This is a genomic window from Pseudomonas sp. MF6776 (assembly GCF_016613125.1).
In the GTDB taxonomy this organism is placed as follows: domain Bacteria; phylum Pseudomonadota; class Gammaproteobacteria; order Pseudomonadales; family Pseudomonadaceae; genus Aquipseudomonas; species Aquipseudomonas iridis.
In genome coordinates this window covers 64,986-86,885 of record NZ_JAENSQ010000007.1, presented here as the reverse complement: position 1 = coordinate 86,885, position 21,900 = coordinate 64,986, and the positions used below count along the sequence as shown (strand labels likewise).

Annotated in this window: 24 protein-coding genes; 11 read left to right on the top strand and 13 right to left on the bottom strand. The window is 59.2% G+C overall.

Annotation, left to right across the window (positions count from 1 at the left end; translation table 11 throughout):
- Positions 1 to 62: 62 nt before the first annotated feature.
- Complete coding sequence (locus JJD74_RS10485; protein WP_200613489.1) at positions 63 to 2,513, bottom strand: penicillin acylase family protein; 2,451 nt, start codon at positions 2,511 to 2,513, stop codon at positions 63 to 65.
- 192 nt (positions 2,514 to 2,705) lie between these two features.
- Here JJD74_RS10485 and JJD74_RS10480 point away from each other — a divergent pair, with 192 nt between their 5' ends.
- Positions 2,706 to 3,263 (top strand): cysteine hydrolase family protein, encoded by a 558-nt coding sequence (locus tag JJD74_RS10480; protein ID WP_200613486.1) that lies wholly within the window; start codon positions 2,706 to 2,708, stop codon positions 3,261 to 3,263.
- Between the two features lie 276 nt (positions 3,264 to 3,539).
- Here JJD74_RS10480 and JJD74_RS10475 read toward each other — a convergent pair whose 3' ends face one another.
- From JJD74_RS10475 to JJD74_RS10460, 4 genes are read right to left on the bottom strand one after another with little or no spacing between them, the layout of a single operon-like run.
- Complete coding sequence (locus JJD74_RS10475; RefSeq protein ID WP_008083915.1) at positions 3,540 to 3,749, bottom strand: SEC-C metal-binding domain-containing protein; 210 nt, start codon at positions 3,747 to 3,749, stop codon at positions 3,540 to 3,542.
- Entirely contained in the window at positions 3,746 to 4,240 is a 495-nt protein-coding gene (locus JJD74_RS10470; RefSeq protein WP_042557961.1) for an LEA type 2 family protein, read from the bottom strand. The genes JJD74_RS10475 and JJD74_RS10470 overlap by 4 nt, the downstream gene beginning before the upstream one ends.
- Before the next feature lie 57 nt (positions 4,241 to 4,297).
- Positions 4,298 to 4,774 (bottom strand): YchJ family protein, encoded by a 477-nt coding sequence (locus tag JJD74_RS10465; RefSeq protein ID WP_200613483.1) that lies wholly within the window; start codon positions 4,772 to 4,774, stop codon positions 4,298 to 4,300.
- Positions 4,775 to 4,778: 4 nt separating this feature from the next.
- Positions 4,779 to 5,276 carry a DUF6231 family protein gene (locus JJD74_RS10460; RefSeq protein ID WP_042557963.1) on the bottom strand — a complete coding sequence of 166 codons (498 nt, stop codon included), beginning with the start codon at positions 5,274 to 5,276 and terminating at the stop codon, positions 4,779 to 4,781.
- Positions 5,277 to 5,475: 199 nt separating this feature from the next.
- On the opposite strand from JJD74_RS10460, the gene JJD74_RS10455 reads away from it, so the two are divergent.
- From JJD74_RS10455 to JJD74_RS10440, 4 genes are all read left to right on the top strand, one after another.
- Entirely contained in the window at positions 5,476 to 6,171 is a 696-nt protein-coding gene (locus tag JJD74_RS10455; protein WP_042557964.1) for an OmpA family protein, read from the top strand.
- Positions 6,172 to 6,260: 89 nt separating this feature from the next.
- Complete coding sequence (locus tag JJD74_RS10450) at positions 6,261 to 6,983, top strand: OmpA family protein (RefSeq protein ID WP_200613480.1); 723 nt, start codon at positions 6,261 to 6,263, stop codon at positions 6,981 to 6,983.
- A 163-nt stretch (positions 6,984 to 7,146) separates the two neighbouring features.
- Positions 7,147 to 7,428 (top strand): DUF1145 domain-containing protein, encoded by a 282-nt coding sequence (locus tag JJD74_RS10445; protein ID WP_047300010.1) that lies wholly within the window; start codon positions 7,147 to 7,149, stop codon positions 7,426 to 7,428.
- On the top strand, positions 7,421 to 8,179 hold the full coding sequence (locus JJD74_RS10440) for a collagen-like protein (RefSeq protein WP_200613477.1): 759 nt from the start codon (positions 7,421 to 7,423) through the stop codon (positions 8,177 to 8,179). Before JJD74_RS10445 ends, JJD74_RS10440 begins: the two co-directional genes overlap by 8 nt.
- A 75-nt stretch (positions 8,180 to 8,254) precedes the next feature.
- On the opposite strand, the gene JJD74_RS10435 is transcribed toward JJD74_RS10440, so the two are convergent.
- Entirely contained in the window at positions 8,255 to 8,719 is a 465-nt protein-coding gene (locus JJD74_RS10435) for a CopD family protein (protein ID WP_047300012.1), read from the bottom strand.
- Positions 8,720 to 8,817: 98 nt separating this feature from the next.
- Between JJD74_RS10435 and dinG the strand changes: the two genes are divergently transcribed.
- The 5 genes from dinG to pdxH all read left to right on the top strand — a co-directional run bounded on the left by dinG (position 8,818) and on the right by pdxH (position 16,775).
- Positions 8,818 to 10,962, top strand: a complete 2,145-nt coding sequence (dinG, locus tag JJD74_RS10430) for an ATP-dependent DNA helicase DinG (protein ID WP_042557969.1) — start codon at positions 8,818 to 8,820, stop codon at positions 10,960 to 10,962.
- Between the two features lie 93 nt (positions 10,963 to 11,055).
- Positions 11,056 to 13,539 (top strand): beta-galactosidase, encoded by a 2,484-nt coding sequence (locus JJD74_RS10425; RefSeq protein ID WP_200613474.1) that lies wholly within the window; start codon positions 11,056 to 11,058, stop codon positions 13,537 to 13,539.
- A 192-nt stretch (positions 13,540 to 13,731) separates the two neighbouring features.
- Positions 13,732 to 14,877, top strand: coding sequence for a serine hydrolase domain-containing protein (locus JJD74_RS10420; protein ID WP_200613471.1), 1,146 nt, complete (start codon positions 13,732 to 13,734; stop codon positions 14,875 to 14,877).
- A gap of 113 nt (positions 14,878 to 14,990) precedes the next feature.
- The gene (locus tag JJD74_RS10415; RefSeq protein WP_200613467.1) at positions 14,991 to 16,103 is read left to right on the top strand and encodes an OmpA family protein; all 1,113 of its coding nucleotides are present in this window, start codon (positions 14,991 to 14,993) and stop codon (positions 16,101 to 16,103) included.
- 24 nt (positions 16,104 to 16,127) lie between these two features.
- Positions 16,128 to 16,775 carry a pyridoxamine 5'-phosphate oxidase gene (gene pdxH / locus JJD74_RS10410; RefSeq protein ID WP_200613463.1) on the top strand — a complete coding sequence of 216 codons (648 nt, stop codon included), beginning with the start codon at positions 16,128 to 16,130 and terminating at the stop codon, positions 16,773 to 16,775.
- Between the two features lie 5 nt (positions 16,776 to 16,780).
- Here the strand turns inward: pdxH and JJD74_RS10405 are convergent, their stop codons facing one another.
- Positions 16,781 to 17,017, bottom strand: a complete 237-nt coding sequence (locus JJD74_RS10405) for a hypothetical protein (protein WP_047300016.1) — start codon at positions 17,015 to 17,017, stop codon at positions 16,781 to 16,783.
- 176 nt (positions 17,018 to 17,193) lie between these two features.
- Here JJD74_RS10405 and JJD74_RS10400 point away from each other — a divergent pair, with 176 nt between their 5' ends.
- A complete protein-coding gene (locus JJD74_RS10400) occupies positions 17,194 to 17,658 on the top strand; it encodes a glycine zipper 2TM domain-containing protein (RefSeq protein WP_016771369.1) in 465 nt (154 codons plus the stop codon).
- 188 nt (positions 17,659 to 17,846) lie between these two features.
- Here the strand turns inward: JJD74_RS10400 and JJD74_RS31400 are convergent, their stop codons facing one another.
- From JJD74_RS31400 to nhaA, 6 genes are all read right to left on the bottom strand, one after another.
- Entirely contained in the window at positions 17,847 to 17,957 is a 111-nt protein-coding gene (locus JJD74_RS31400) for a DUF7683 domain-containing protein (RefSeq protein WP_419186955.1), read from the bottom strand.
- 8 nt (positions 17,958 to 17,965) lie between these two features.
- Positions 17,966 to 18,223 (bottom strand): colicin E3-like toxin immunity protein, encoded by a 258-nt coding sequence (locus tag JJD74_RS10395; protein ID WP_395602003.1) that lies wholly within the window; start codon positions 18,221 to 18,223, stop codon positions 17,966 to 17,968.
- Positions 18,224 to 18,227: 4 nt separating this feature from the next.
- The gene (locus JJD74_RS10390) at positions 18,228 to 19,454 is read right to left on the bottom strand and encodes a colicin E3/pyocin S6 family cytotoxin (RefSeq protein ID WP_042557975.1); all 1,227 of its coding nucleotides are present in this window, start codon (positions 19,452 to 19,454) and stop codon (positions 18,228 to 18,230) included.
- A gap of 114 nt (positions 19,455 to 19,568) precedes the next feature.
- On the bottom strand, positions 19,569 to 20,309 hold the full coding sequence (locus JJD74_RS10385) for a zeta toxin family protein (protein WP_200613460.1): 741 nt from the start codon (positions 20,307 to 20,309) through the stop codon (positions 19,569 to 19,571).
- Complete coding sequence (locus tag JJD74_RS10380) at positions 20,306 to 20,575, bottom strand: hypothetical protein (RefSeq protein WP_042557976.1); 270 nt, start codon at positions 20,573 to 20,575, stop codon at positions 20,306 to 20,308. The genes JJD74_RS10385 and JJD74_RS10380 overlap by 4 nt, the downstream gene beginning before the upstream one ends.
- A gap of 123 nt (positions 20,576 to 20,698) precedes the next feature.
- Complete coding sequence (gene nhaA, locus JJD74_RS10375) at positions 20,699 to 21,886, bottom strand: Na+/H+ antiporter NhaA (RefSeq protein WP_200613457.1); 1,188 nt, start codon at positions 21,884 to 21,886, stop codon at positions 20,699 to 20,701.
- Positions 21,887 to 21,900: the final 14 nt, after the last annotated feature.

Here is a 21,900-nt window from a genome sequence, read left to right as displayed (position 1 = left end):
CGGCAGCTCCTGCATTTGTCTGTGTAGGAGCTGCCGAAGGCTGCGATCTTTTGTTCTTTCTCTTACTTGCCCGGTGTCAGGGTCAGACGCGCCTTCCCATAAACCCGATCAAAGTTCTGTGGCTGCATCGGCAATCCGATGTACTGCCCCTTGAGCCACTGATCGATGCCATTAAGGTAATTCGGGCTAAGCGGATTCCCCGACTGCCCTGTGCCGTTCTGCCCCATCAAGGGTTCGGTCTGACCGAAGTCGACGATAAAGCGCATCGATGGCGCGCGGGTAGTAGTGAAGTCCTGGCCCCAGGCAAACGCCGAAGTATTCAGCGTCGTGTGATCGCCGCCTGCCGCCAGCGGCCCGCGAACGGTCTGGCCATTGGCGTTCTTCCACGCATAGCTGTGCAATTTTCCCCACTGCCAGGTCTTGTGATCACCGCCCAACTGACTGTCGCCAGCGTTGATCGCCGCCGCCAAGCTGCGGGCGAGAATCACGGCCTTGTCTTCTTTTTGCGGCGTGCGAAGGTCATCCCAGAACGGACTGTCTTCGCGCTCCAGCAAATGATCGGCCTGCGCCGCGTAGGACAATTCGCCGTTAGCGATAAACGCTTTCCACGCCGGGCTGGATTCCGGACCGAGTTCGTCGAGGAAGATCTGTTTCATGCTTTCTTGCAGGAACAGTTCATAAATCGCCGCATCAGCCGAAGTCGGGCTGAGCTTGCCGTCGAACGCCATCAACCGCGTGAACGCCTCACGCGCCTTGCTGCGATCGGCTTCCGGCAGGGCATCAATCGCCTGTTTCAGCGGCTGCTTCATGCCTGGCGCTTCGAAGACTTTCTTCAGTTTGGCGGCGAATGTTGTGGTCTGGTCGTATTGCATGGCGATCACGCTGCGGCTGTCGTGCTTGCCGCTGCCGGCCAGTTCTGCCAGACGCTCGCCGCGTTCCGGCGCAGCCCAGGAGTTGGATAACTGCATGCCATAACCATGCGGGATGACTCGCTGGTTGGCGGTGCCGAGCCAGCCTTGCGCCGGGTCCTGATCGTAGGGGTGCAGCATCGGGTCGGCGTAACCGTCCCAGTCATAACGACCTTCCCAGCCCGGCGATGGCAGCAGGCCTTCGCCTTCACGGCGATTGGGGAAGCGCCCGGTGACTTGCCAACCGATGTTGCTGGCGTCGGCGAACACCAGATTCAACGCGATAGCGCGGATTTCCCGGCTGGCGTCCGACGCGCGTTCAACGTTCTGTGCACGGCTCAGATCAAAAAATGCGTCCAGCGATTTGTCGTCGGTGAAGCTTGGCGTCTGCAAGGCCAGGCCGTAGCCGCTGCCTTGCGCCGCAGCCTTGGCACTGTTGAGCAGTGCGCCGTGACGGGTTTCGTACACCGCTTCGCGAATCGGCCGCTGGCCTTTGACGAAGTAGGTTTCGTTGCGCACGCCCAGTGGCTGCCATTTGCCATTGACCTCGTAGGTCAGGCTGCTGCCCTGGCGACGGATTTTTTCCAGAAACAGATCCTGATTGTCGCCGAGCACGCTGCTCATGCTCCATGCCACTTTGCCGTTGAAACCACCGAGCACCATCGGCAGACCGGCAACGGTCACGCCGGCAGCCTGATATTTCGGCGCGCGGATCTGCACGAAACTCCACAGCGACGGCGCGGCCAATGGGCCGTGACTGTCGCTGGCCAAAAGACTTTTGCCGCTGCGGCTGCGTTGCGGGGCGATGGCCCAGTTGTTCGAAGACGTGGCGCCCAGCAGGTTCAATGTCGACAGCTGTTGGCTGGCGCTGCTCAATTCGCTCAGGCCGGGGATCTGCCCGTTGAGCTTGAGGCCTTGCAGCTTGTCGGCTTCGCCCAGCGGCAGGTTTTCGTCAGGCGCCGACGGGGTCAGCCATGCAAGCTTGTCGGTGGTGACGGTCTGTGCCAGTACCAGCGAAGCGATTTCTTCCGGCAGGTTGGCCGACTGGCTGAAGTTCAGCAGGACGAAAATCAGCGCCGAATCTTCTGGTTTCCAGTATTCAGGCTTGTAGCCACTGGAGGCGAGGTCGCCCGGCAGCTTGTCGGCGTAGCGGAACAGGTAGGCGTTGACGCCCCGCGCATAGACTTCGAAGAAGCGCTTGAGCCGGGGGGAGGAGGCTTTGTACAGCTCACCGGCGCTCTTCTTCAGATTGACCGCGCGCATGTAGCGGTCGGCGTCGAGCATCGACGCGCCGGACATTTCCGCGAGACGGCCCTGAGCCAGCAGGCGCAGGGTGACCATCTGATTGATGCGGTCGCTGGCGTGGACATAGCCAAGGGCGAACAGGGCGTCGTGGAAGCTGTTGCTTTCGATCAACGGCATGCCCATGGCATTGCGGCGCACTGAAACGTTCTGCGCCAGACCCTTGAGCGGTTGCACGCCGGAGGTGGGCGGGAGGGTGTCCTGAGCGTTCCAGGTCTGACAACCGGTCAGGCTCAAAACACCGGCTACTGCTGCGGCAACGCCGAACCGGGGAAGAAAATGTGTGAGGGCTGGCGAGGCCATGGCAAAGCTCCTGCGGGGGTGTAGAGGCTGGGGGCGCAATAAAGGCGCTACGTTAGTGAGCAGGAGGATGCCGCGCAAGCGGGGCGAGTGGTTATTTCTTGCCACTGATCGATGATCGTTTCATGGCTTGCCTGGTTGAAGGGAGAGATGCTGAACTGCGACAAATCAAATGACCCTCGCGAGAAAACCGCCATGGAGCTTCAGGCCAACGCTGCACTGATCATCATCGACCAGCAAAAAGGCATCCTGCATCCGCGTTTGGGGCGGCGCAATAATCCACTGGCTGAAGAACGAATCCTCGATTTGCTGAGTTTTTGGCGGCGCAGTGGGCGGCCGGTGATTCATGTGCAGCACCTGTCGCGCTCGCCGGATTCAGTGTTCTGGCCCGAGCAGGAAGGGGTGGAGTTTCAGCAGAGATTTATGCCCCGGGACGGCGAATGGCTGATTCAGAAACAAGTGCCGGACGCTTTTTGCGCCACTGGGCTGCAAGTGCGCCTGCGTGAGGCGGGGATTGGGCAGTTGATCATCGTTGGCGTGGCCACCCACAACTCGGTGGAGTCCACGGCGCGCACGGCGGGCAACCTGGGGTTTGATGCGTGGGTGGCGGAGGATGCATGCTTCACGTTCGACAAGGCTGATTTTTTCGGCACGCCGCGTTCAGCTGAAGAGGTGCATGGGATGTCGCTGGGGAATCTGGAGGGGGAGTATGCGACGGTGGTCAGGGTTGAGCAGATTCTGACGGCAGGCTGAACCTTACTGAATGTGCCGGCCTCTTCGCGAGCAGGCTCGCTCCCACAGTAGATTGCATTGCAACTCAAGGAACTCCGTCACTGCTGGAGCTGGTTTGCCAGCGATAGCAGTGTATCAGGCGACATTTCGGCCGGGAGTGCCGGCCTCATCGCTGGCAAGCCAGCTCCCACAGGATTTGCGGTGCACACAGGTGTCTTGCCTGGCACCGGTCAACTGTGGGAGCGAGCTTGCTCGCGAAGGCGGTTGATCAGGCGAAGGAATAGTTCGCCCGGAACATCACGCCCCGTGGCACTTCTTGAATTTCTTGCCGTTGCCGCAAGGGCAAGGGTCGTTGCGGCCGACGTCTTTCAGGGCGTTGCGCACCGGTTCCTGGTGGGCGTGGCCGCAGTTCGGGCCGTGAACATGGCCGTGGTCGTGATCGTGATGATGGTCATGATCATGATCGTGGTTGCAATCAGGGCCATGGACATGAGGTTGTTGGGTCATCGGTGTTGCTCCGGAATTAAATCGGCGGGGATTATCACGCCATTGCGCTCAAGGTGCACGTAGTGAGCGATGAATAAACCGGTTTCCATTTCCCCCTGCAATCGATAAGGAATCTGCTGCTTCGAGTTTTTCAGCATTTTCACCACGTCTTTTACCTTCGGCCACAGGTTGGTACGGATCGGCACTTTGAAGTACGCGCTGTGTTTGGGGCCGACGGTAAACCAGTGTTCATGCTCGCCTTCAGCCAGCAACATGTCAGCCAGATGAATACGGTATTCCAGGCCGCGCACGGTCAGATCGCTGTCGTTGGGATTGTCGATGCGAAAGTGCAGGATGAACTTCTGCTCGAGGAGTTTGGCGCGCACCACTTCGACATTAACCAAGTGTACGGCGGGGTCGCGGGTGTCGTCGGCGAACCATGAGGCGCAGCCGCCGAGCCCCAGAAACAGGAAAAAGGCGAGGGATTGCAATGCGCGTTGTTGAGCAAACATGGAGTAGCTCCTTTTGTTGCTCAGTCTAGCCCTAAAAGATTGGCCGGTTTTTTCATCTCAAGCGCCGAAATAACCCGCACAGCACTTCTTGAACTTCTGCCCGCTGGCGCACGGGCAACTGTCGTTGCGCCCCAGTTTCAACTGCACCGTCGGATCGATGAAATACCAACGCCCGGCGTTCTGCACAAATGAAGAACGTTCGCGGTGGCTGTGTTCGCCCTGGCTGTCGTGCCAGCGCGCGGTGAAGGTGACAAAGGCGTGTTCCGGCTGGCCGCCGAACACTTCCCAGCTTTCGACCTCAAGGCCCAGCCAGGTGCTTTGCGCGCTCCAGGCGCCGATCGATTGCCGATCCAGCCCTGCTTGCTGGGCGGGCAGGGTGGTCGCCACCAGATAATCGATCAGCCCCAGCACATAGGCGCTGTAGCGCGAGCGCATCAAGGCTTCGGCGCACGGGGCCGGGAGGCCTTCGTGATAATGACCGCAGCAGGCATCCAGCAGATTGCCGCTGCCGCAAGGGCAAATGGCTGTACTCATTGCATTACCACCAGTATTTCCCGAAGTTTTCCGGATTGGCCCAGAACCGTGAGTTGAGCCAGTCGGGGACTTGTTTGTAGTCAAGCAGATCATAAGTGAACAGAGTCAGAACCTGCTCGTCGCGGGCAAAGCGCTCACTGGCTTGCAGCGCCAGCGAATAGAAATCGGTTTCCTGCCAGCCACTGGCCGACAGATCCGCCAGCACCGCAATGCGACTGGCGTTGAGATTACGAATGCCACCCAGCAGATTCAGGCCGTCGCGCTTGGGCAAATGCTCCAGGCAATCGACTACAAGGGCCAGATCGAAACGCCGCGCCGCCAGTTCAGCAGGCAAGGCTCCCGGGGCCGCATGGGCCACGCAGGTGTCCGGGTGGGCTGCTTTAAAAGCGGCCAATGCCGGAAACTCACTGGCGCCGATCAGCAGCAAACGCGCCGGGGCATAGCGATCCAGCAAAGCGGCTAACGCCTGTTGGGGCGTGCGGGAAGAAATGGCGGCGTTCATCGAAGCTCCTCAATCAGACCGCCAAGACTAGCCTGCCTGACTGCGGCAGCAAAGAGCCCTGTCTCGCAGGTTTCCAGCCAAAGCGCCGAAGTCCTGTGAACACGGTGGCAAACAGCAGCCGTCTATTGCTGGCGGAGATTAAAACTCCGGTCTTTACTCCCTGAATCGGTTTCAAGCCGATCCCTCAGGAGAAAACTAGATGAGCATAGTTCGGACAGCATTACCCTTGGTTCTGCTAACCAGTGTGTTGACTGGTTGCGCAGGTTTGCAGAAAACCGACTGGCCGACCTGTGCGGCGGTCGGTGGTGTCGTCGGTGCCGGTCTCGGCGCGACCGAGAGCGCCTCTTGGGCGGGCGGCGGCGCACTGATCGTCGGTGGTATGGCGGCGGCCTATTGCTGGGTGCACGGTGATGGCGACGAAGACGGCGATGGTGTGCCGGACAGCCGCGACAAGTGCCCGGGCACGCCTAAAGGTGTGCAGGTCGATGCAGATGGTTGCCCTCCACCAGTCCCGGCGCCAGTGGTTGAAGAAGCCGTAGTGGTCAAGGAAGAAACCATCGTCATCCGCGATGTTCACTTCCAGTTCGACAAAGCCACGCTGACCGGCGCTGACAAAATGGTGCTCGACAAGGTCGCCACGCGCCTGAAACAGGAATCCTCGACTGCGCAACTGACCGTCACCGGTCACACCGACAGCGTGGGCAGCGATGCCTATAACCAGAAACTGTCGGATCGTCGTGCACACTCGGTGGTCAAGTACCTGGTCGAGAGCGGCATACCGCAGGGCAGCTTCGTTTCGGTGACCGGTGCCGGTGAAAGCCAGCCAGTTGCGGATAACAAAACCGCTGACGGTCGTGCTCAGAACCGTCGTACTGAAATCAAAATCAACCGTTAGTCCTCTTGCATCCGCGGCTTGTGCAGTCGCGGATGCGGGTCTTTACTCCTGTGTAACCGGTATGGGCCGGTGACACAGGAGCTTTCACAATGACTGTTTTCTCAAGGTCTGTCTTGCCGGTGCTGCTGCTTGGCAGTTTGCTTACCGGTTGCGCCACTCACAGCGATGGCACTGCACCCCTCAATCAACGTACGTGGCCGGTCTGCAGCCTTCTTGGCGGGCTGGTCGGCGGCGGGCTCGGCGCTATTGAAAGCGCTGGCTGGGCCGGTGGCGGCGCAGCGCTGGGGATTTTGACCGGCGGACTGATCTGTTACGCCCAGGACGGCGATGAAGACGACGACGGCGTGTTCGACCGTCGCGACCGTTGCCCGGATACCCCGGCCAACACGCCAGTCGATCACCGTGGCTGCCCGATGCCGCAGTATCCGGTCGTTGAAAAACCGGTCGAACCGGCGCCGCAAACCGAAGTCGTCACCTTGAGCGATGCCGGCGATGTGTTGTTCGCATTCGACAAGTCCGACCTGACCCCGGCAGCGACAGCCCAGCTCGATACCCTGATGGACAAACTGCGCAACGCCGATGTGGTGAGCATCAAGGTGATCGGTCATACCGACAGCAAAGGTTCGGATGCGTATAACCAGGCATTGTCGGAACGGCGCGCCAGCAGTGTGGCGGCTTACCTGCTGAGTCAGGGGCTTGCACCCAACAAACTCACCAGTGAAGGGCGTGGCGAGAGTGAGCCAGTGGCTGACAACGCAACGGACGAGGGCCGCGCGCAAAACCGTCGCGTGGAGTTACATATCAATCGTTAGGATGGGTCTGTAGTCCGCAAGCTAGAGCTGTCGGACGGCGATTAGTGTCGATCCGGCAGCCATTTGGCGGCTGCATAATGATTTTTCATTTTTGCCTCTGGCTTATCCCCCGCAGAAGCCGTTACTGTGCGCCCAAAGAATAATTCGCAACACGGGGGAGCGTATGAAAGTGTTTTGGGGGCTGGGGCGATTATTGACCCTGCTGTTCTGCTGCGTGGTGCTGGCTAATCAGCTGGTGCCGTTCGTACATCCGCTGCACCTGTTGGTCAATCTGGCCGGCGGTCTGCTGTTGCTGATCCATGTGCTCGAAATGCTGCTGTGTAATCGCAGTCTCAAGGGGCGTCCGCACCCTTGGCGTGATCGTGCCCGCATCCTGTTGTTCGGCGTATTCCACCTGCAAACCATCCCGGCCCCGGCCGCTCCGGAGGCTTCTTCCCATGCGTAAACTTTGTCTGCTCGCTGCATTTATCAGCCCATTGGCCTGTGCCCAGGTGGTCAGCGTCGAAACCAATTCCCTGATGCGCCTGCCCAACACCGCCGGCACCTTGCAACTTGAAAAACTGGAAGTGGCCGATTACGGCACTTTGCTGATTCCCGCCAATGTGACTGAGTTGAGTGTCGTTGAGTTGCGCCTCGGCCATGAAGCACGGATCGCTATCGTTCCGGGTGAGCAGGCGCTGGACATGAAAGTCAATCGCGCAGAACTGAGCGAAGGCAGCCGGATCACCGCTCGCGGTGCCCCGGGCACTTATGAAAAAGCTGCCCGCGCAGGGCGCAATCTGAATTTGCAATTCAAGGCATTGAGCGCACCGCAGCTGCAAGTTGATGCGCGCGGTGGCACGGGCGCGCCGGGGTTTGTCGGTCTTGATGGTGGCAACGGTGAAGATCCGGGCTGCACCTATGGCTCGGCCGGGCACGGTGCGGATGGCAGTGACGGCAGCGATGGCCAGCCAGGTGCACCGGGTGCGCTGGTACGGCTTGAAGTACCGCGCGAATTTCCGGTCGAGCTGATCAAGGTCAATGTGGCTGGCGGCGCCGGTGGCCCGGCGGGTGTTGGCGGCAAGGCTGGGAAAGGCGGCAAGTCCAAGGGCTGCCTGGTGTACCGCGCCGATGGCGGCAAGAGCGGCAAGGCGGGGGCTGATGGTCAGCCGGGGCCTGTGGGTGCGGCGGGTGCGGTGACTGTGCAGCGCCTGTAGAAGCTCTCCCTCACCCCAGCCCTCTCCTTGGGGGAGGGCTGGGGTGAGGGGCTTTTGATCTTCAGCGTCCGTACTTCAGAACATCGGCCGAGCCGCCGCAATCGCCACCAGCACCAACCCGACAATCAGATTAAGTCCCACCACCCGCCGAATCCGCCCCAGCACCGCCGCACCCGCCGGCCAGTCCTTCGCCTCAACCGCTTTGCGCAACTCCGGCAGCATCAGCCCCTGAATCCGGATAAACAGCGCGGTCATCACCACATACAAACCCATCATCACCTGCACGTATTTCGGTGCGGTCTCGAACCCGACTTGCTGCAGATGGAGCATACCCACGCCGCTGATTGGCAACAGGATCACCGCGACCCAGACCCAGCGGAAAAAACCTTGAAATACTTCTACCCACAGCGTCAGCCGATTGGGGCCGTCCAGAGCCTTCATAGCCGCGGGGCGCAAGACTATCCAGGCGAAAAACATACCGCCGACCCACACTAAAGCGGCCAGCACATGCAGGGGATAAACGAGGCTAAAAGGTGTCATTGAGGTACTCCGTTCTGCGCGATAACGATTCGCGGGGTATGATAGCCGCCGAACCGAACCACTGAAAATTTATCCAGCGTTTTTGCGCCCGACACTCAATGATCAGCACTGAACTCAAAACCACGATCCAGGGCGCCTATTCGCGTTTTCTAGAGGCCAAGAGCCTCAAGCCGCGTTACGGCCAGCGCCTGATGATCGCTGAAATCGCCAAAGTCCTCGGGGATATCGACACCGACGACGAAGGCCGGCGCAGTGGCGACCCCGCGATTGTCGCGGTGGAAGCCGGCACCGGTACCGGCAAAACCGTGGCCTACAGCCTGGCGGCGATTCCGACAGCGAAAGCTGCCGGCAAACGCCTGGTGATCGCCACCGCGACCGTGGCCCTGCAAGAGCAGATCGTCTACAAGGACTTGCCTGACCTGATGCGCAACAGCGGGCTGAATTTCAGCTTTGCGCTGGCCAAGGGCCGTGGTCGCTACATGTGTCTGTCCAAACTCGACATGCTGCTGCAGGAAGGCCACGCGCAAACCGCCACCGCTCAGCTGTTCGAAGAAGAAGGCTTCAAGATCGAGGTCGATGAGGCCAGTCAGAAGCTGTTCACCAGCATGATCGAGAAGCTCGCCGGCAATAAATGGGACGGCGACCGCGACAGCTGGTCGACCGCGCTCGAAGACGCCGATTGGGCGCGACTGACCACCGACCACAGCCAATGCACCAACCGCCATTGCCCGAACTTCGGCCAGTGCGCCTTTTACAAGGCGCGCGAAGGTATGGGCAAAGTCGATGTCATCGTCACCAACCACGACATGGTCCTGGCTGACCTGGCATTGGGCGGCGGCGCTGTGCTGCCGGACCCCCGCGACACCATCTACGTATTCGACGAAGGCCATCACCTGCCGGACAAGGCTATCGGCCATTTCGCCCATTACACGCGTTTGCGTTCCACCGCCGACTGGCTGGAAACCACCGCCAAGAACCTCACCAAGCTGTTGGCCCAACACCCGTTGCCGGGCGATCTTGGCAAACTGATCGAGCAAGTGCCGGAGCTGGCGCGTGAGATCAAGGCCCAGCAGCAGTTCATGTTCAGCGCCTGCGAGCAAGTTGCCGATTTCAAACCCGGCGAAGACGTCGAAGGCCGTGAGCGGCCGCGCCATCGCTTTGTCGCCGGGGTCATTCCCGAGCACATGCGTGAAATGGGCATCGAGCTGAAAAAAGGTTTCTCCCGCCTCAATGACCTGTTCACGCGCCTGACCGACCTGCTCAAGGAAGGCATGGATGGCGAGGTCAACATCGGCATCGCCAGCAATCAGGCCGAAGAATGGTATCCACTGTTCGGCAGCCTGTTGTCGCGGGCGTCCGGCAATTGGGAACTCTGGACCGCGTTCACCGCCGAAGACCCGGAAGACAGCCCGCCCATGGCGCGCTGGCTGACCTTGGCCGAAAGCGGTTCGCTGTTTGATATCGAGGTCAACGCCAGCCCGATTCTCGCCGCTGAAACCTTGCGCCGCAGCCTGTGGAATGTCGCCTATGGTTGCCTGGTCACCTCCGCAACCCTGACTGCCCTCGGCACGTTCGACCGCTTCCGCATGCGCGCCGGTCTGCCGAAGAAAGCCGTCACCGCCGTGGTGCCGAGCCCGTTCCATCACGCCGATGCCGGCGTGTTGCGGGTGCCGGATCTGAAGGCCGACCCACGCGATGCTCCCGCCCACACGGCGGCGATCATCCGTGATTTGCCGGACCTGGTCGAAGGCTCACGCGGCACGCTGGTGCTGTTTTCTTCGCGCAAACAGATGCAGGACGTGTTCGATGGTCTGGACCGTGACTGGCGCAAGCAAGTGTTCATTCAAGGCAACCTGTCGAAACAGGAAACCCTGAACAAGCACAAGGCGCGGGTCGATGGCGGCGATTCCAGCGTGCTGTTCGGTCTGGCCAGTTTTGCCGAGGGCGTCGACTTGCCGGGCGCGTATTGCGAGCACGTGGTGATCGCCAAGATCCCGTTCTCGGTGCCGGACGATCCGGTCGAGGCGGCACTGGCGGAGTGGATCGAAGCCCGGGGCGGCAATCCGTTCATGGAAATCTCGGTGCCCGATGCCTCGCTGAAGCTGGTTCAGGCCTGCGGTCGTCTGCTGCGTACCGAAGAAGACCGCGGCACCATCACCTTGCTCGATCGGCGGCTGGTCACCCAGCGCTACGGCAAGGCGATCCTCAATGCGTTGCCTCCTTTCCGTCGTGAAATATCCTGAGACATCGGTGGGCAGTTTTGCCCGCCGCGTTGTCTATCTCTCTACCATCGCTTTTCCATTGGCCATTTGGTCGTTAGGGAGAACTCCGTTCTTATGATCCGCCGTTCGTTGCCTGCCGTATTTGCCTTGATCTTTGCTGCCCCGTTGCTGGCGGCGCCTGCTGGCCAGCAGACTCTGTTCAACTTTGTCCGTCCCGCCGACGTGGTGAAAATCGCCACGGAAAACGCCGACCTGCCGCAAGCCAACGCCGAGCAAACCGCTGAAGGTGAAGTGCTGCGCCGGGTGACTTTCAACGCGGTGGCACGTCCTACGTTGCGTCTGACCCCGCAAACCGGCGCATGGGACTGGTCGCAGTCCGGGATGATGAGCCTGCGCATTCAGAGCGCGATGAACTGGGCCGTGACGGTCTACGTGCAGATTCAAAGCAACAACGGCCAGACGCTGACCAGTCGCGTCGATCTGCCGGCCGGCCCGGCGCAAACCTTGCTGGTGCCGTTGGTGGCAAGTTCGCCACTGAGCCAGGGCATGAAGGCCGGGCCACCGATGCCGATGACCGTAGATGGCCAGCGCATTCTGCTGGCCAGCAGCAGCGGTGAGATTGATCGCAGCCAAGTGGTATCGGTGAGCCTGTCGATGGAACAGCCGAAAGTTGCCCAAAGCCTGCTGCTTGAGCGCTTTGGTGTGCAGGACGGCGAGGGGATCACGCAAGCGGTGTACGGCAATCTGGTCGACGCTTACGGCCAATCGACCCGCAGCAAATGGCCGGAAAAAGTCTCCAGTGACGAACAACTCAAATCCGCCGCCGCCAAGGAACAGCAGCAGCTGAAAACCTGGCTTGCCGAGCGTGAAAAGTCCTCACTGGACAAGTTCGGGGGCTGGAGCAAAGGTCCTGCGTTCAAGGCCAGTGGTTTTTTCCGCACCGAAAAACGTGACGGCCGCTGGTACCTGGTGACGCCTGAAGGGCATCCGTTCTACTCCCTCGGCGTCAACACCGTCAGCCCCGAGGTCAATCAGACCTACGTGGCCGGGCGCGAGTGGATGTTCGAATCCCTGCCAAAACCCGGTGAACCTCTCGCCAGCCATTTCGGCGAAGGCGATAACCGTGGCGGCAACGGCGCCGATCAGGGCCGAGGCTACGGCAACGGGCGCTGGTATGACTTCTATGGCGCCAATCTGCAGCGCTTGAATGGCGAACCGTGCAAACCCGACAGCGACGTCAAGGCCGGGGTGTCCGAAGCGGCCAAGGCTGGCGCGGCTGAGGAAACCGCCGTCAATGCCGCAGAACCGATTGCCACCTCTGAGGAGCCCAAGGCTGGCGTCGCTGAGGCGGCCAAAGCGGAATCGGTTGCGCCAGCGGCTCAACCGCCCGCTGCCACGCCGTGTACTGCCACGGTCGATGAGCAGAAGTGGGCCAGTCATACCCTTGATCGTCTTCAGGCCTGGGGTTTCAACACCCTCGGCAACTGGAGTGCAGACGCCGTGGTCGATGCCGAGCGCGTGCCATACACCTTGCCGCTGTCGATCGTCGGCGATTACACCAGCATCAGCACCGGCAACGACTGGTGGGGCGCGATGCCCGATCCGTTCGACCCGCGTTTCGCCATGGCGACCGAGCGTGCCGTGGCCATCGCGGCCCGCGATCATCGCGACGATCCGTGGCTGATCGGCTATTTCGCCGACAACGAACTGGCGTGGGCCGGTCCCGGTGACGATGCGCAATCGCGTTACGCGCTGGCTTACGGCACGTTGAAAATGACCACCGACGTACCGGCCAAACGCGCGTTCCTCAAGCAGTTGCGCGACAAGTACCGCAATCAGGCGGGGCTGTCGAAGGCATGGGGTATCGATCTGCCGGCGTGGGAGTTGATGGAAGATCCGGGTTTCGTGCCGCCCATGCCGAACCCGGAGCATCCGGAAATCGAAGCCGATTTCAAATATTTCCAGAAAGTCTTTGCTGACACTTATTTCAAGACCATCTCCGACTCGCTGAAATGGCATGCACCGAATCAACTGCTGCTCGGCGGTCGTTTCGCCGTCAGTACTCCGGAAGCAGTGGCGTCGTGCGCGCAGTATTGCGATGTACTGAGCTTTAACATGTATACCCTCAAGCCGCAGGACGGTTACGACTTTGCCGCGCTGGGCGCTTTGGACAAACCGGTATTGATCACCGAGTTCAACTTTGGCTCGACCGATCGCGGCCCGTTCTGGGGCGGCGTGACGCAACTGGCCAAGGAAGAGGAGCGCGGCGCGGCGTACGCCAACTTCCTCAAACAGGCGCTGAACGAGCCGTCGATTGTCGGGGTTCACTGGTTCCAGTTTCTCGATCAACCCGTGACCGGGCGTCTGCTGGACGGCGAGAACGGGCACTTCGGCCTGGTCGGTGTGACGGATCTGCCGTATCAAGGATTTGTTGACGCGGTACGCAAGGGCAATTTGCAGGCTGTCGATCAGATGGGCAAAGAGGCCGCGAAACCGCCGGCTGCGGCGGCTCATGAAGCTGAAGGCGGCCGCAAGGGTGAGGCGGCTAAAGGTCCGGGTGCGGGCCACTCGGGTGGGCATTCCGGCAATGGTCACTGAGTTTCAGGTAGCCAGGATCGCAGCCTTCGGCAGCTCCTACATGAGATTGCGTTCTCTGTAGGAGCTGCCGCAGGCTGCGATCTTTTGATCTTCGGTTAGAGATGACCACCGAGCCCACAGCTGTTCCCAAATCCCTCAAGGGCTGGAACAATGCGGGCCACTTTGTAGAGCGTTTTCGCGGGGGAGTTGCGGGTGCAGATTCAGGGACATTACGAGCTTCAGTTTGAAGCGGTGCGCGAGGCTTTCGCCGCACTGTTCGACGATCCCCAGGAACGCGGCGCAGCCTTGTGCATTCAGGTCGGCGGAGAAACCGTCGTCGATCTCTGGGCCGGTACTGCCGATAAGGATGGCGCCGAAGCCTGGCACAGCGACACCATCGCCAACCTGTTCTCCTGCACGAAAACCTTCACGGCCGTCACCGCGTTGCAACTGGTTGCCGAAGGCAAACTGCAACTGGATGTTCCGGTCGCGCGCTACTGGCCGGAATTCGCCGCCGCCGGCAAAGAATCCGTCACGCTGCGTCAATTGCTTTGTCATCAGGCAGGTCTGCCGGCCCTGCGCGAACTGCTCGCGCCCGAAGCGCTTTATGAATGGCAAACCATGGTGGACGCCCTTGCGGCTGAAGCGCCGTGGTGGACGCCGGGCACCGGTCACGGTTACGCCGCGATCACGTACGGTTGGCTGGTCGGCGAATTGCTCCGTCGTGCCGACGGCCGCGGGCCGGGTGAATCGATCGTCGCCCGTGTCGCCAAGCCATTGGGTCTGGATTTCCATGTCGGTCTGGCGGATGAAGAGTTTTATCGCGTGGCGCATATCGCTCGCGGCAAGGGTAATGCTGGCGACGCCGCTGCTCAGCGTCTGCTGCAAACGACGATGCGTGAACCCACTGCCATGACCACCCGCGCTTTCACCAATCCGCCGTCGGTGCTCACCAGCACCAACAAACCGGAATGGCGCCGCATGCAGCAACCGGCGGCTAATGGCCACGGCAATGCGCGCAGTCTGGCCGGGTTCTACGCGGGACTGCTTGATGGCAGCCTGCTCGAAAGCGACATGCTGCAGGAATTGACCCGCGAGCATAGCCTCGGCGAAGACAAGACCCTGTTGACCCGCACCCGTTTTGGTCTGGGCTGCATGCTCGATCAACCGGACGTGCCCAATGCCACCTACGGCCTCGGCCCAGGGGCTTTTGGTCATCCGGGCGCGGGCGGCTCTATCGGTTTTGCTGACCCGGAGCACGATGTCGCGTTTGGTTTTGTGACAAATACGCTTGGACCGTACGTCTTGATGGATCCGCGTGCGCAGAAGCTCGCGCGGGTGCTAGCCACTTGTCTGTAAAGTATCACCCGAGGTTCCAGGGCCGGAACCTCGAAAGGTTTTTCGATTCAAAGCGTCTGTTTATCCGGGCGAAAGTGCTCTGATTTTTCATTACTTCATTTTGTGGATTTTCAATGTCAGCTAAAACGACTCTCGCCCTGGCCCTGTGTGTTGCGATCACCGGCTGTGCACAGACTCCTAAAAACGACGCGGACGGCGGCACCTGGTGGCCGTTCGGTTCTTCCGACAAAGTGGCGGCCAATGAGCCTGCACCGACTCCAGCTCCGGCGCCGCTGAAACCTGCCGCCACCGCGCCGGTTGCCAAGGCTGAAAGCAGCAATCCCTGGTACTGGCCGTTCGGCTCCGATGATGCCGCTGCCAAAGCTGACATCAAGGCCGAAGTAGCACCTGAAGCCAAGAAACCGGTCTCCGTCGCCAAGGCTGAAGCTGACGCAGGTGGAAAATGGTGGTGGCCGTTCGGCGGCAAGGATCAGCCTGTGACCAAAGCGGTGCCGATGCCGGATCCGAAAGTCACCCAGGCCTGGCTCGACGATTACGAGCCGCGTTTGCGCACCGCCATCAAGGACAGCAATCTGCAACTCGAGCGCCGCGAAAACGTGCTGGTGGTCACCGCGCCGGTCGAAGGTTCGTTCAACCCGGATCGCCCGGCGATGTTGCTGCCAGTCACCCTCGGCCCGTTCACCCGTGTGGCGAAAATCCTCGAGGCCGACCCGAAAACTGCCGTGCTTGTACTTGGTCACAGCGACACCAGCGGTGCTGCTCCAGCCAACGTCAAACTGAGTCAGGAACGTGCCCAGGCCATTGCAGCGATTTTCCGCCTCAGCGGTTTGCAGCGTGATCGTCTGATGCTGCGCGGCATGGGCTCTGAAGCGCCACGTGCGGCCAACGACAGCGTTGAAGGCCGTGCGTTGAACCGTCGTGTTGAACTGCTGGTGACCCCGCAAAACACCATGGTTGCGTTGCTCAGCAAATACAACATGCCGGCGCCGAAGCCAGTGACCCTGGTTGCTGCACAAGACGTCAAGCCAGTGGCCAAACCGGTGACGCCAGCCCCGGCCGCGAAGAAAGCTGCTGTACCAGCCGCCAAAAAGGCCCCGGCCAAGAAAGCTGCCGCCAAGGCTCCGGCGAAAAAGGCTCCAGCCAAAGCTCCAGCGAAGAAGACTGCTCCAGCCAAAGCCGCGGCGACCGACAAGAAAGTCGCCGCCACCGATGCCGCCAAGAAGTGATCCGCTAACGAAAAGGAATGCGCCATGACCCAGGCTCTGGCAGATATGCGTCGTGATTACACCCGTGATGGCCTGACCGAGGCGCAAGCCCCGGCCGAGCCGTTTGCGCTGTTCCACCAGTGGTTTGCCGATGCGGTGAAAACCGAGCAGGCGCCGGTTGAAGCCAACGCCATGACCGTGGCCACAGTAGATGCGGACGGGCGTCCGCATTGCCGCATTCTGTTGCTCAAGGGCCTGGACGAGCAGGGTTTCACCTTCTTCACCAACTACGAAAGTGCCAAGGGTCAGCATCTGGCAGCGAATCCGTTTGCGGCCATGACCTTCTTCTGGCCGACCCTTGAGCGTCAGGTGCGCATCGAAGGGCGGGTGGTGAAAGTCACGCCTGCAGAGTCCGATGCGTATTATCAAGTGCGTCCATTGGGCAGCCGTCTCGGTGCCTGGGCGTCGCCGCAGAGCCGGGTGATCAACGGGCGAGGGGAGCTGGAAGATTTGCTCAAGGCCACCGAGCAGCGCTTCAGCGATACCCAGCCGGATTGCCCGGAACACTGGGGCGGTTACCGCTTGCTGCCCGAGCGCATCGAGTTCTGGCAGGGCCGTGCGAGCCGACTGCACGATCGCCTCAACTACCGTTCGCAAGGCGCCGACTGGATTCTTGAACGTCTGGCACCTTAAGCAGTCTACCGAGCGAGATAGCCTGCCGCTGCGGCCTCCAGCCACATCGGCAGGTCTCTGCGCTTGATCTTCAGCGCCTGAGCGCGGGCCAACTGATCGAGCATGAAGGCACGTTTGCCTTCATCCTTGCCGGCCAGTGACAGCGCGAGGTCGCGGTCCATCCAGCGTTTGATCCGCAAGTACAACCACCCGTGGAAGTACAGACCGGCGACGGTGGTAACGACGATGATGAAGTAATCCATGAAAATCCTCGGGGCGGTGGCGCAGGATCGGTCATTTGGCGCTAAGGTTGGGATTCTGAGGGAAGAGCACAGGCGTCTGTACCTCGCCTGAATGAAAGCCAATTTATCCGCACTGCGTCGTGACAGACGTCAAGCTGCGGAGTTTAATGAATAGATGTTCTTTTGGAGTTGATGCTATGCGTAAGTCTGTTCTGCTGGTTGCTTCCTTTTCCACGATGGCGATGTTGCTTACCGGTTGCCAATCGAGCCTGACCGGTGACTCCTACTCCCGTGACGAAGCGCGTCGCGTGCAGACGATTCGCATGGGCACCATCGAATCCCTGCGTCCGGTCAAAATCGAAGGCACCAAGACCCCGATTGGCGGCGCTGCAGGCGCTGTGGTCGGCGGTGTTGGTGGCAGCGCTATCGGCGGCGGCAAGGGCAGTATCGTTGCTGCTGTCATCGGTGCGGTGGCGGGTGGTCTGCTCGGTTCCGCAACCGAAGAAGGCCTGACCCGTACTCAAGGCGTGGAAATCACCGTTCGTGAAGACGACGGCAGCATGCGCGCCTATGTGCAGCAGGTTCAGGAGAATGAAGTGTTCCGTGTTGGCGAGCGGGTACGGATTTCGACTGTTGGCGGGACTAGCCGCGTTTCGCACTAAGCGAGAGCAAGCGGTAAAAGAAAACCCCGATCAGGTGACTGGTCGGGGTTTTTATATATTTACCGGGTGCTCACGTTACACGTCAGCTGGAAAAAGCACTGATGGTCATGAACTTTTTTGGCGAGTAATTTTTCCAACGCCTCAAACTGATGCACTTCAAGATCGTAGCCTTCCCATCCCCATTGTTCTTACGTCCAACCCATGATGAGTTTTATTTTTTCATCATGTCCGCACGGAAGTTTTTCCTCGAATACGAGAAGGTCAGTCGTTTTGTCGAAGGCCTCAATGATGTAGATCATGTGCAGTACTACCAGTTGTCGCTGTACTCAAAAGCAATTTGATAGTCGTATATGTCCATGGCGATAGGGTGCTGAAAAAAAGGCTGAATAATGTCGACCCAGTGTCCTAGGACATTGAATCCTCCATTGTTGATATTGTTTTCCACTGGGATCCCCAATGCATTTAGTACGGACTCATCGTCGCCTAAATCCTTGGACAATTCCTCGCCTTGCCCAATGGCGGTTCTCTTGTCGTACCACTCCAAAACTATTTTCAGTCCCATCATTACCTCACAAATATTTTTTTCGGATGCTTCTTTCAGGCTTGGGATCTTCTCGTCGTTCCCCTGTCACAGGGTCAAACGCTCCCAAATGGGCTCCATCACTTGCACGATATTCTTCCAGTTCACCGTGCATTGAGTCCCATTCGTAAATTCTCTTGCCCTTTGAATCTGTCCATCGTTTTCGAAGTCCTCCACCACCTTGTACCGGATTCATTTTTTTGGCGGTCTTCAGACCGGGGAACGCGGTGATTTCTTCTGTTTTCGGAGGTTGATGATAGCTATGTCCCGCGGTCGCTAAACCTTTACGCGCCTCGTTGATTACGATGTAGAGCGGTTTGACACCCGACCCCACCGGAAACACCAGAATGAAATCCCTGTACTCCGGCGGATAAACCGGATTCACCAGAATCCCCTCTGCCGCTTTCGTCGGTGGATAAACCCAGATATGCGGTGCTTGCGGTGCAGCCTCAAGCGCTGGAATACCGAGGATGTCTGAGCCATCCACAGCAGGCGTCCAGAACAGTTCGGTGCCTTCACCCAGATCGGCGACGAACCGGTCGCCGCGCGCGGTGAACTGCACGACATCGACCATTTCCCAGTCGCGGTTCTTGCCGGTGTAGAAGCCGTAGCCCTTCAAACTTCCATCAGCCTGTTGCTCGACGCTCAACCGAACACGAGTTCGCGCCTGCTGAAGTCCGCGCAATTGCTCATCGGTATACAGCGCGCTGTCGCCAAGGCTCGATGGCATGAACAGCGCTACCAGGCCCACCAATGGCGTAATGACTGCGCTGGACACAATCGCGGGCAGTGTTTCGAAAGCCGAACCCGCCAATGCAAAACTGCCAAACCCTGCCGGGATGGCAGTTGCACCGATTTTCTTGAGATGAAATCCACCGGTCTCATCAGCCTCGCGAGCACCGAGCAGAATCAGGTCGCCGTAGTCTTTCAAACTATCGGTCGGCACCATCCCCGAAGGATTGGAGTAATCAATGATTGCGTCCGGCAACTTGCAGGACTTGGCAAATACGCAGCCGGCGCGGATGGGCTCAGGCTTTTTGGCGGCAACTTCACGGCTACGCTCAAAAGCATCCTGCCGCGCCAACATGGCGTCATAAGCGTTTTGACGAGCGTCGCGTTCAGCGAGTTCGCTGGCCGTCATGTAGCGGTAAGTGACGTGATGGCCGTCGCCCGCGGGTGGGTTGGAAACCCGGGGAATGTCCTTGTTGCGAGCCACTGATCGTCCTTTCGTTCATCCATCGACAGCCCCTTGGAAAGGGCTGCATGACGTTAACGAAGCAGGAAAGTTGTGGCTGTAGGACGAGTCGCTAAAGAGGTAGGGATTGTTCGACTAAATCAATTTATCGAGCACGAATTCTTTGAACCAAGGGGGCTGGATGTCTGATTTGATTTCAATAAGCTCGCCATCAGTGATCTCCGCTATTTGCGTCAATCCTTCACTACCTTCGTCCGAGTTGTCAAAAATGTACGCTCTGTTGGATGTCAGGATGGCTTCAGACAGAAGCTCAAGAGATCTCCAGTAACGTGCTTCTATTTTGTCCGGAGGAACGCTGTGCCCGCCTTGGGATACACGATAGGCAACCCTGGCAATGTTGATCTGAGGATCGGCGGTAGCGACGTAATAAACGTACACCCTGTAACCGGACTGATGGGCTTCGGCGAGCAGGCTGACTTTGTCCGAGGAGGACATAACGGTTTCGAACGTAAAACTAATGCGTTCTTTGATCAATGATCTACGTATGAAATCGGAAAGCGCTGATGCGACGTAGGAGTCGATTTCAGTATTTGAAAAGCTTAGGCGTTCACCATCAATCTTGAGGGAATCGAGCTTTGCTAGCGAGTGCGGGAATTTCTGAAGTAGGGGATGCTCACGTAAAAAGTCAAAGATAGCTTCTTTATGAGCTTCGATACGATAGGAGGTGAAGTCAAAAAACCCGGTGTCTTTTATTGAGCGTTCAATGTCATCAGGATTTATGTAATTGCCCAGTAAATGTGCGGGAACGAGGCGATTGAAGGTGCTTTTTCCTGATCCGTTCGGGCCTGCAAATATCCGTATTCTTGGTGTGCTCAAAAAGTAACCCGTTTTGAAGATTTATTGATGTGCAGGCGAGTGCCGCTTTTTAGGTTTCCATAGGTGCCGATTGAGCGCAAAGCAATCGAGCTATTCTCTGTTACTTCAAACAACTGGCCATCTTTAGCAACAAGAACCGATGCGCCGTTGGCAAGAGCCATCTTATAGGCGTTGCTGAATGCCTTCAGAGCAATATCTGGAATCCGAGACTCCTGCACGGCAATCTGATCGTCCGTCATTGGGCGTTTTTCTGCTTTACGGGACATATTTGACTCCAGATAACTGTGTTGAGAAAGTACTGGTTTCTACGAAAGATATAGCACACTTGCCGGGTTCAGAGCAGAGCCCCTTCGCATGGAGGGGCTCTGCTTTTTGTAGAAATGTGCGTCTCAGGCGCTTTGTATCGTGCTCTTGCGACTGGCCGCCGCCGTTACCGCATAACCAATCAACGCGGCGAACAGCGAGCCGGTCAGAATGCCCATCCGGTCCATGCCTGCGTATTCGCTGGCACCTGGAACGAAAGCCAGCGAACCGACAAACAGGCTCATGGTGAAGCCAATCCCGCAAAGAATCGCGACTCCCAGCACCTGACCCCAATTGGCACCTTGAGGGAGGGCGGCGATGCCCGTCTTCACGGCCAGCCAGGTCAGGCCGAACACACCGACGGTCTTGCCCACCAACAGGCCCACGGCAATGCCCATGGGTACGAGATGGGTGAAGCTTTCGACGGTGACGCCACTCAGCGACAGGCCAGCGTTGGCGAAGGCGAACAGTGGCAGGATGCCGTAGGCGACCCAAGGATGCAGCGCGTGTTCGAGGGTCAGCAGCGGCGAAGGCTCGGCGTTTTTCGTGCGCAGCGGAATGCAGAAGGCCAGGGTTACGCCGGCCAATGTCGCGTGCACACCGCTTTTGAGTACGCACACCCACAGGATCAGGCCGATGATCATGTATGGGCCAAGCTTGACCACGCCGAGGCGGTTCAGCGCCACCAATGCGGCGATGCATGCCGCTGCCAGACCCAGCGAGAGGGTCGAGAGGTCGCCTGAGTAGAAGATTGCAATGATCACGATGGCGCCAAGGTCATCGATGATTGCCAGGGTCATCAGGAACAGCTTCAACGACACCGGTATGCGTTTGCCTAGCAGAGCCAGCACGCCGAGGGCGAAGGCGATGTCGGTGGCGGTCGGGATCGCCCAGCCGTCGAGGGCAGCGGGGTTGTCGCGGTTGAGGAACCAGTAGATCAGTGCCGGCACCAGCATGCCGCCAATAGCGGCCGCACCGGGCAGGACGAGCTGCGATGGCTTGGATAACTGGCCGTCGAGCACCTCGCGCTTCACTTCCAGGCCGATCAGCAGGAAGAACAGCGCCATCAAGCCGTCGTTGATCCACAGCAGCAGGGGTTTAGCGATTTTCAACGCACCGACCTGCGCCACCACCGGGGTGTCGAGCAGGCCGCTGTACAGCCACGAAAGCTGTGAGTTGTTGATAATCAAAGCGAGGATGGCCGCGGCGATCAGCAATAGACCGCTGGCAGCCTCCAACTGAAAGAAACGCGTGAAAGTACTACGCAGAGGCAAGGTCGCTCTCCATC

Coding starts and splice junctions, on each gene's coding strand:
- JJD74_RS10485 (WP_200613489.1), bottom strand. CDS start 2,513: ATGGCCTCGCCAGCCCTCACACATTTTCTTCCCCGGTTCGGCGTTGCC.
- JJD74_RS10480 (WP_200613486.1), top strand. CDS start 2,706: ATGGAGCTTCAGGCCAACGCTGCACTGATCATCATCGACCAGCAAAAA.
- JJD74_RS10475 (WP_008083915.1), bottom strand. CDS start 3,749: ATGACCCAACAACCTCATGTCCATGGCCCTGATTGCAACCACGATCAT.
- JJD74_RS10470 (WP_042557961.1), bottom strand. CDS start 4,240: ATGTTTGCTCAACAACGCGCATTGCAATCCCTCGCCTTTTTCCTGTTT.
- JJD74_RS10465 (WP_200613483.1), bottom strand. CDS start 4,774: ATGAGTACAGCCATTTGCCCTTGCGGCAGCGGCAATCTGCTGGATGCC.
- JJD74_RS10460 (WP_042557963.1), bottom strand. CDS start 5,276: ATGAACGCCGCCATTTCTTCCCGCACGCCCCAACAGGCGTTAGCCGCT.
- JJD74_RS10455 (WP_042557964.1), top strand. CDS start 5,476: ATGAGCATAGTTCGGACAGCATTACCCTTGGTTCTGCTAACCAGTGTG.
- JJD74_RS10450 (WP_200613480.1), top strand. CDS start 6,261: ATGACTGTTTTCTCAAGGTCTGTCTTGCCGGTGCTGCTGCTTGGCAGT.
- JJD74_RS10445 (WP_047300010.1), top strand. CDS start 7,147: ATGAAAGTGTTTTGGGGGCTGGGGCGATTATTGACCCTGCTGTTCTGC.
- JJD74_RS10440 (WP_200613477.1), top strand. CDS start 7,421: ATGCGTAAACTTTGTCTGCTCGCTGCATTTATCAGCCCATTGGCCTGT.
- JJD74_RS10435 (WP_047300012.1), bottom strand. CDS start 8,719: ATGACACCTTTTAGCCTCGTTTATCCCCTGCATGTGCTGGCCGCTTTA.
- dinG (WP_042557969.1), top strand. CDS start 8,818: ATGATCAGCACTGAACTCAAAACCACGATCCAGGGCGCCTATTCGCGT.
- JJD74_RS10425 (WP_200613474.1), top strand. CDS start 11,056: ATGATCCGCCGTTCGTTGCCTGCCGTATTTGCCTTGATCTTTGCTGCC.
- JJD74_RS10415 (WP_200613467.1), top strand. CDS start 14,991: ATGTCAGCTAAAACGACTCTCGCCCTGGCCCTGTGTGTTGCGATCACC.
- pdxH (WP_200613463.1), top strand. CDS start 16,128: ATGACCCAGGCTCTGGCAGATATGCGTCGTGATTACACCCGTGATGGC.
- JJD74_RS10405 (WP_047300016.1), bottom strand. CDS start 17,017: ATGGATTACTTCATCATCGTCGTTACCACCGTCGCCGGTCTGTACTTC.
- JJD74_RS10400 (WP_016771369.1), top strand. CDS start 17,194: ATGCGTAAGTCTGTTCTGCTGGTTGCTTCCTTTTCCACGATGGCGATG.
- JJD74_RS31400 (WP_419186955.1), bottom strand. CDS start 17,957: ATGATCTACATCATTGAGGCCTTCGACAAAACGACTGACCTTCTCGTA.
- JJD74_RS10395 (WP_395602003.1), bottom strand. CDS start 18,223: ATGATGGGACTGAAAATAGTTTTGGAGTGGTACGACAAGAGAACCGCC.
- JJD74_RS10380 (WP_042557976.1), bottom strand. CDS start 20,575: ATGTCCCGTAAAGCAGAAAAACGCCCAATGACGGACGATCAGATTGCC.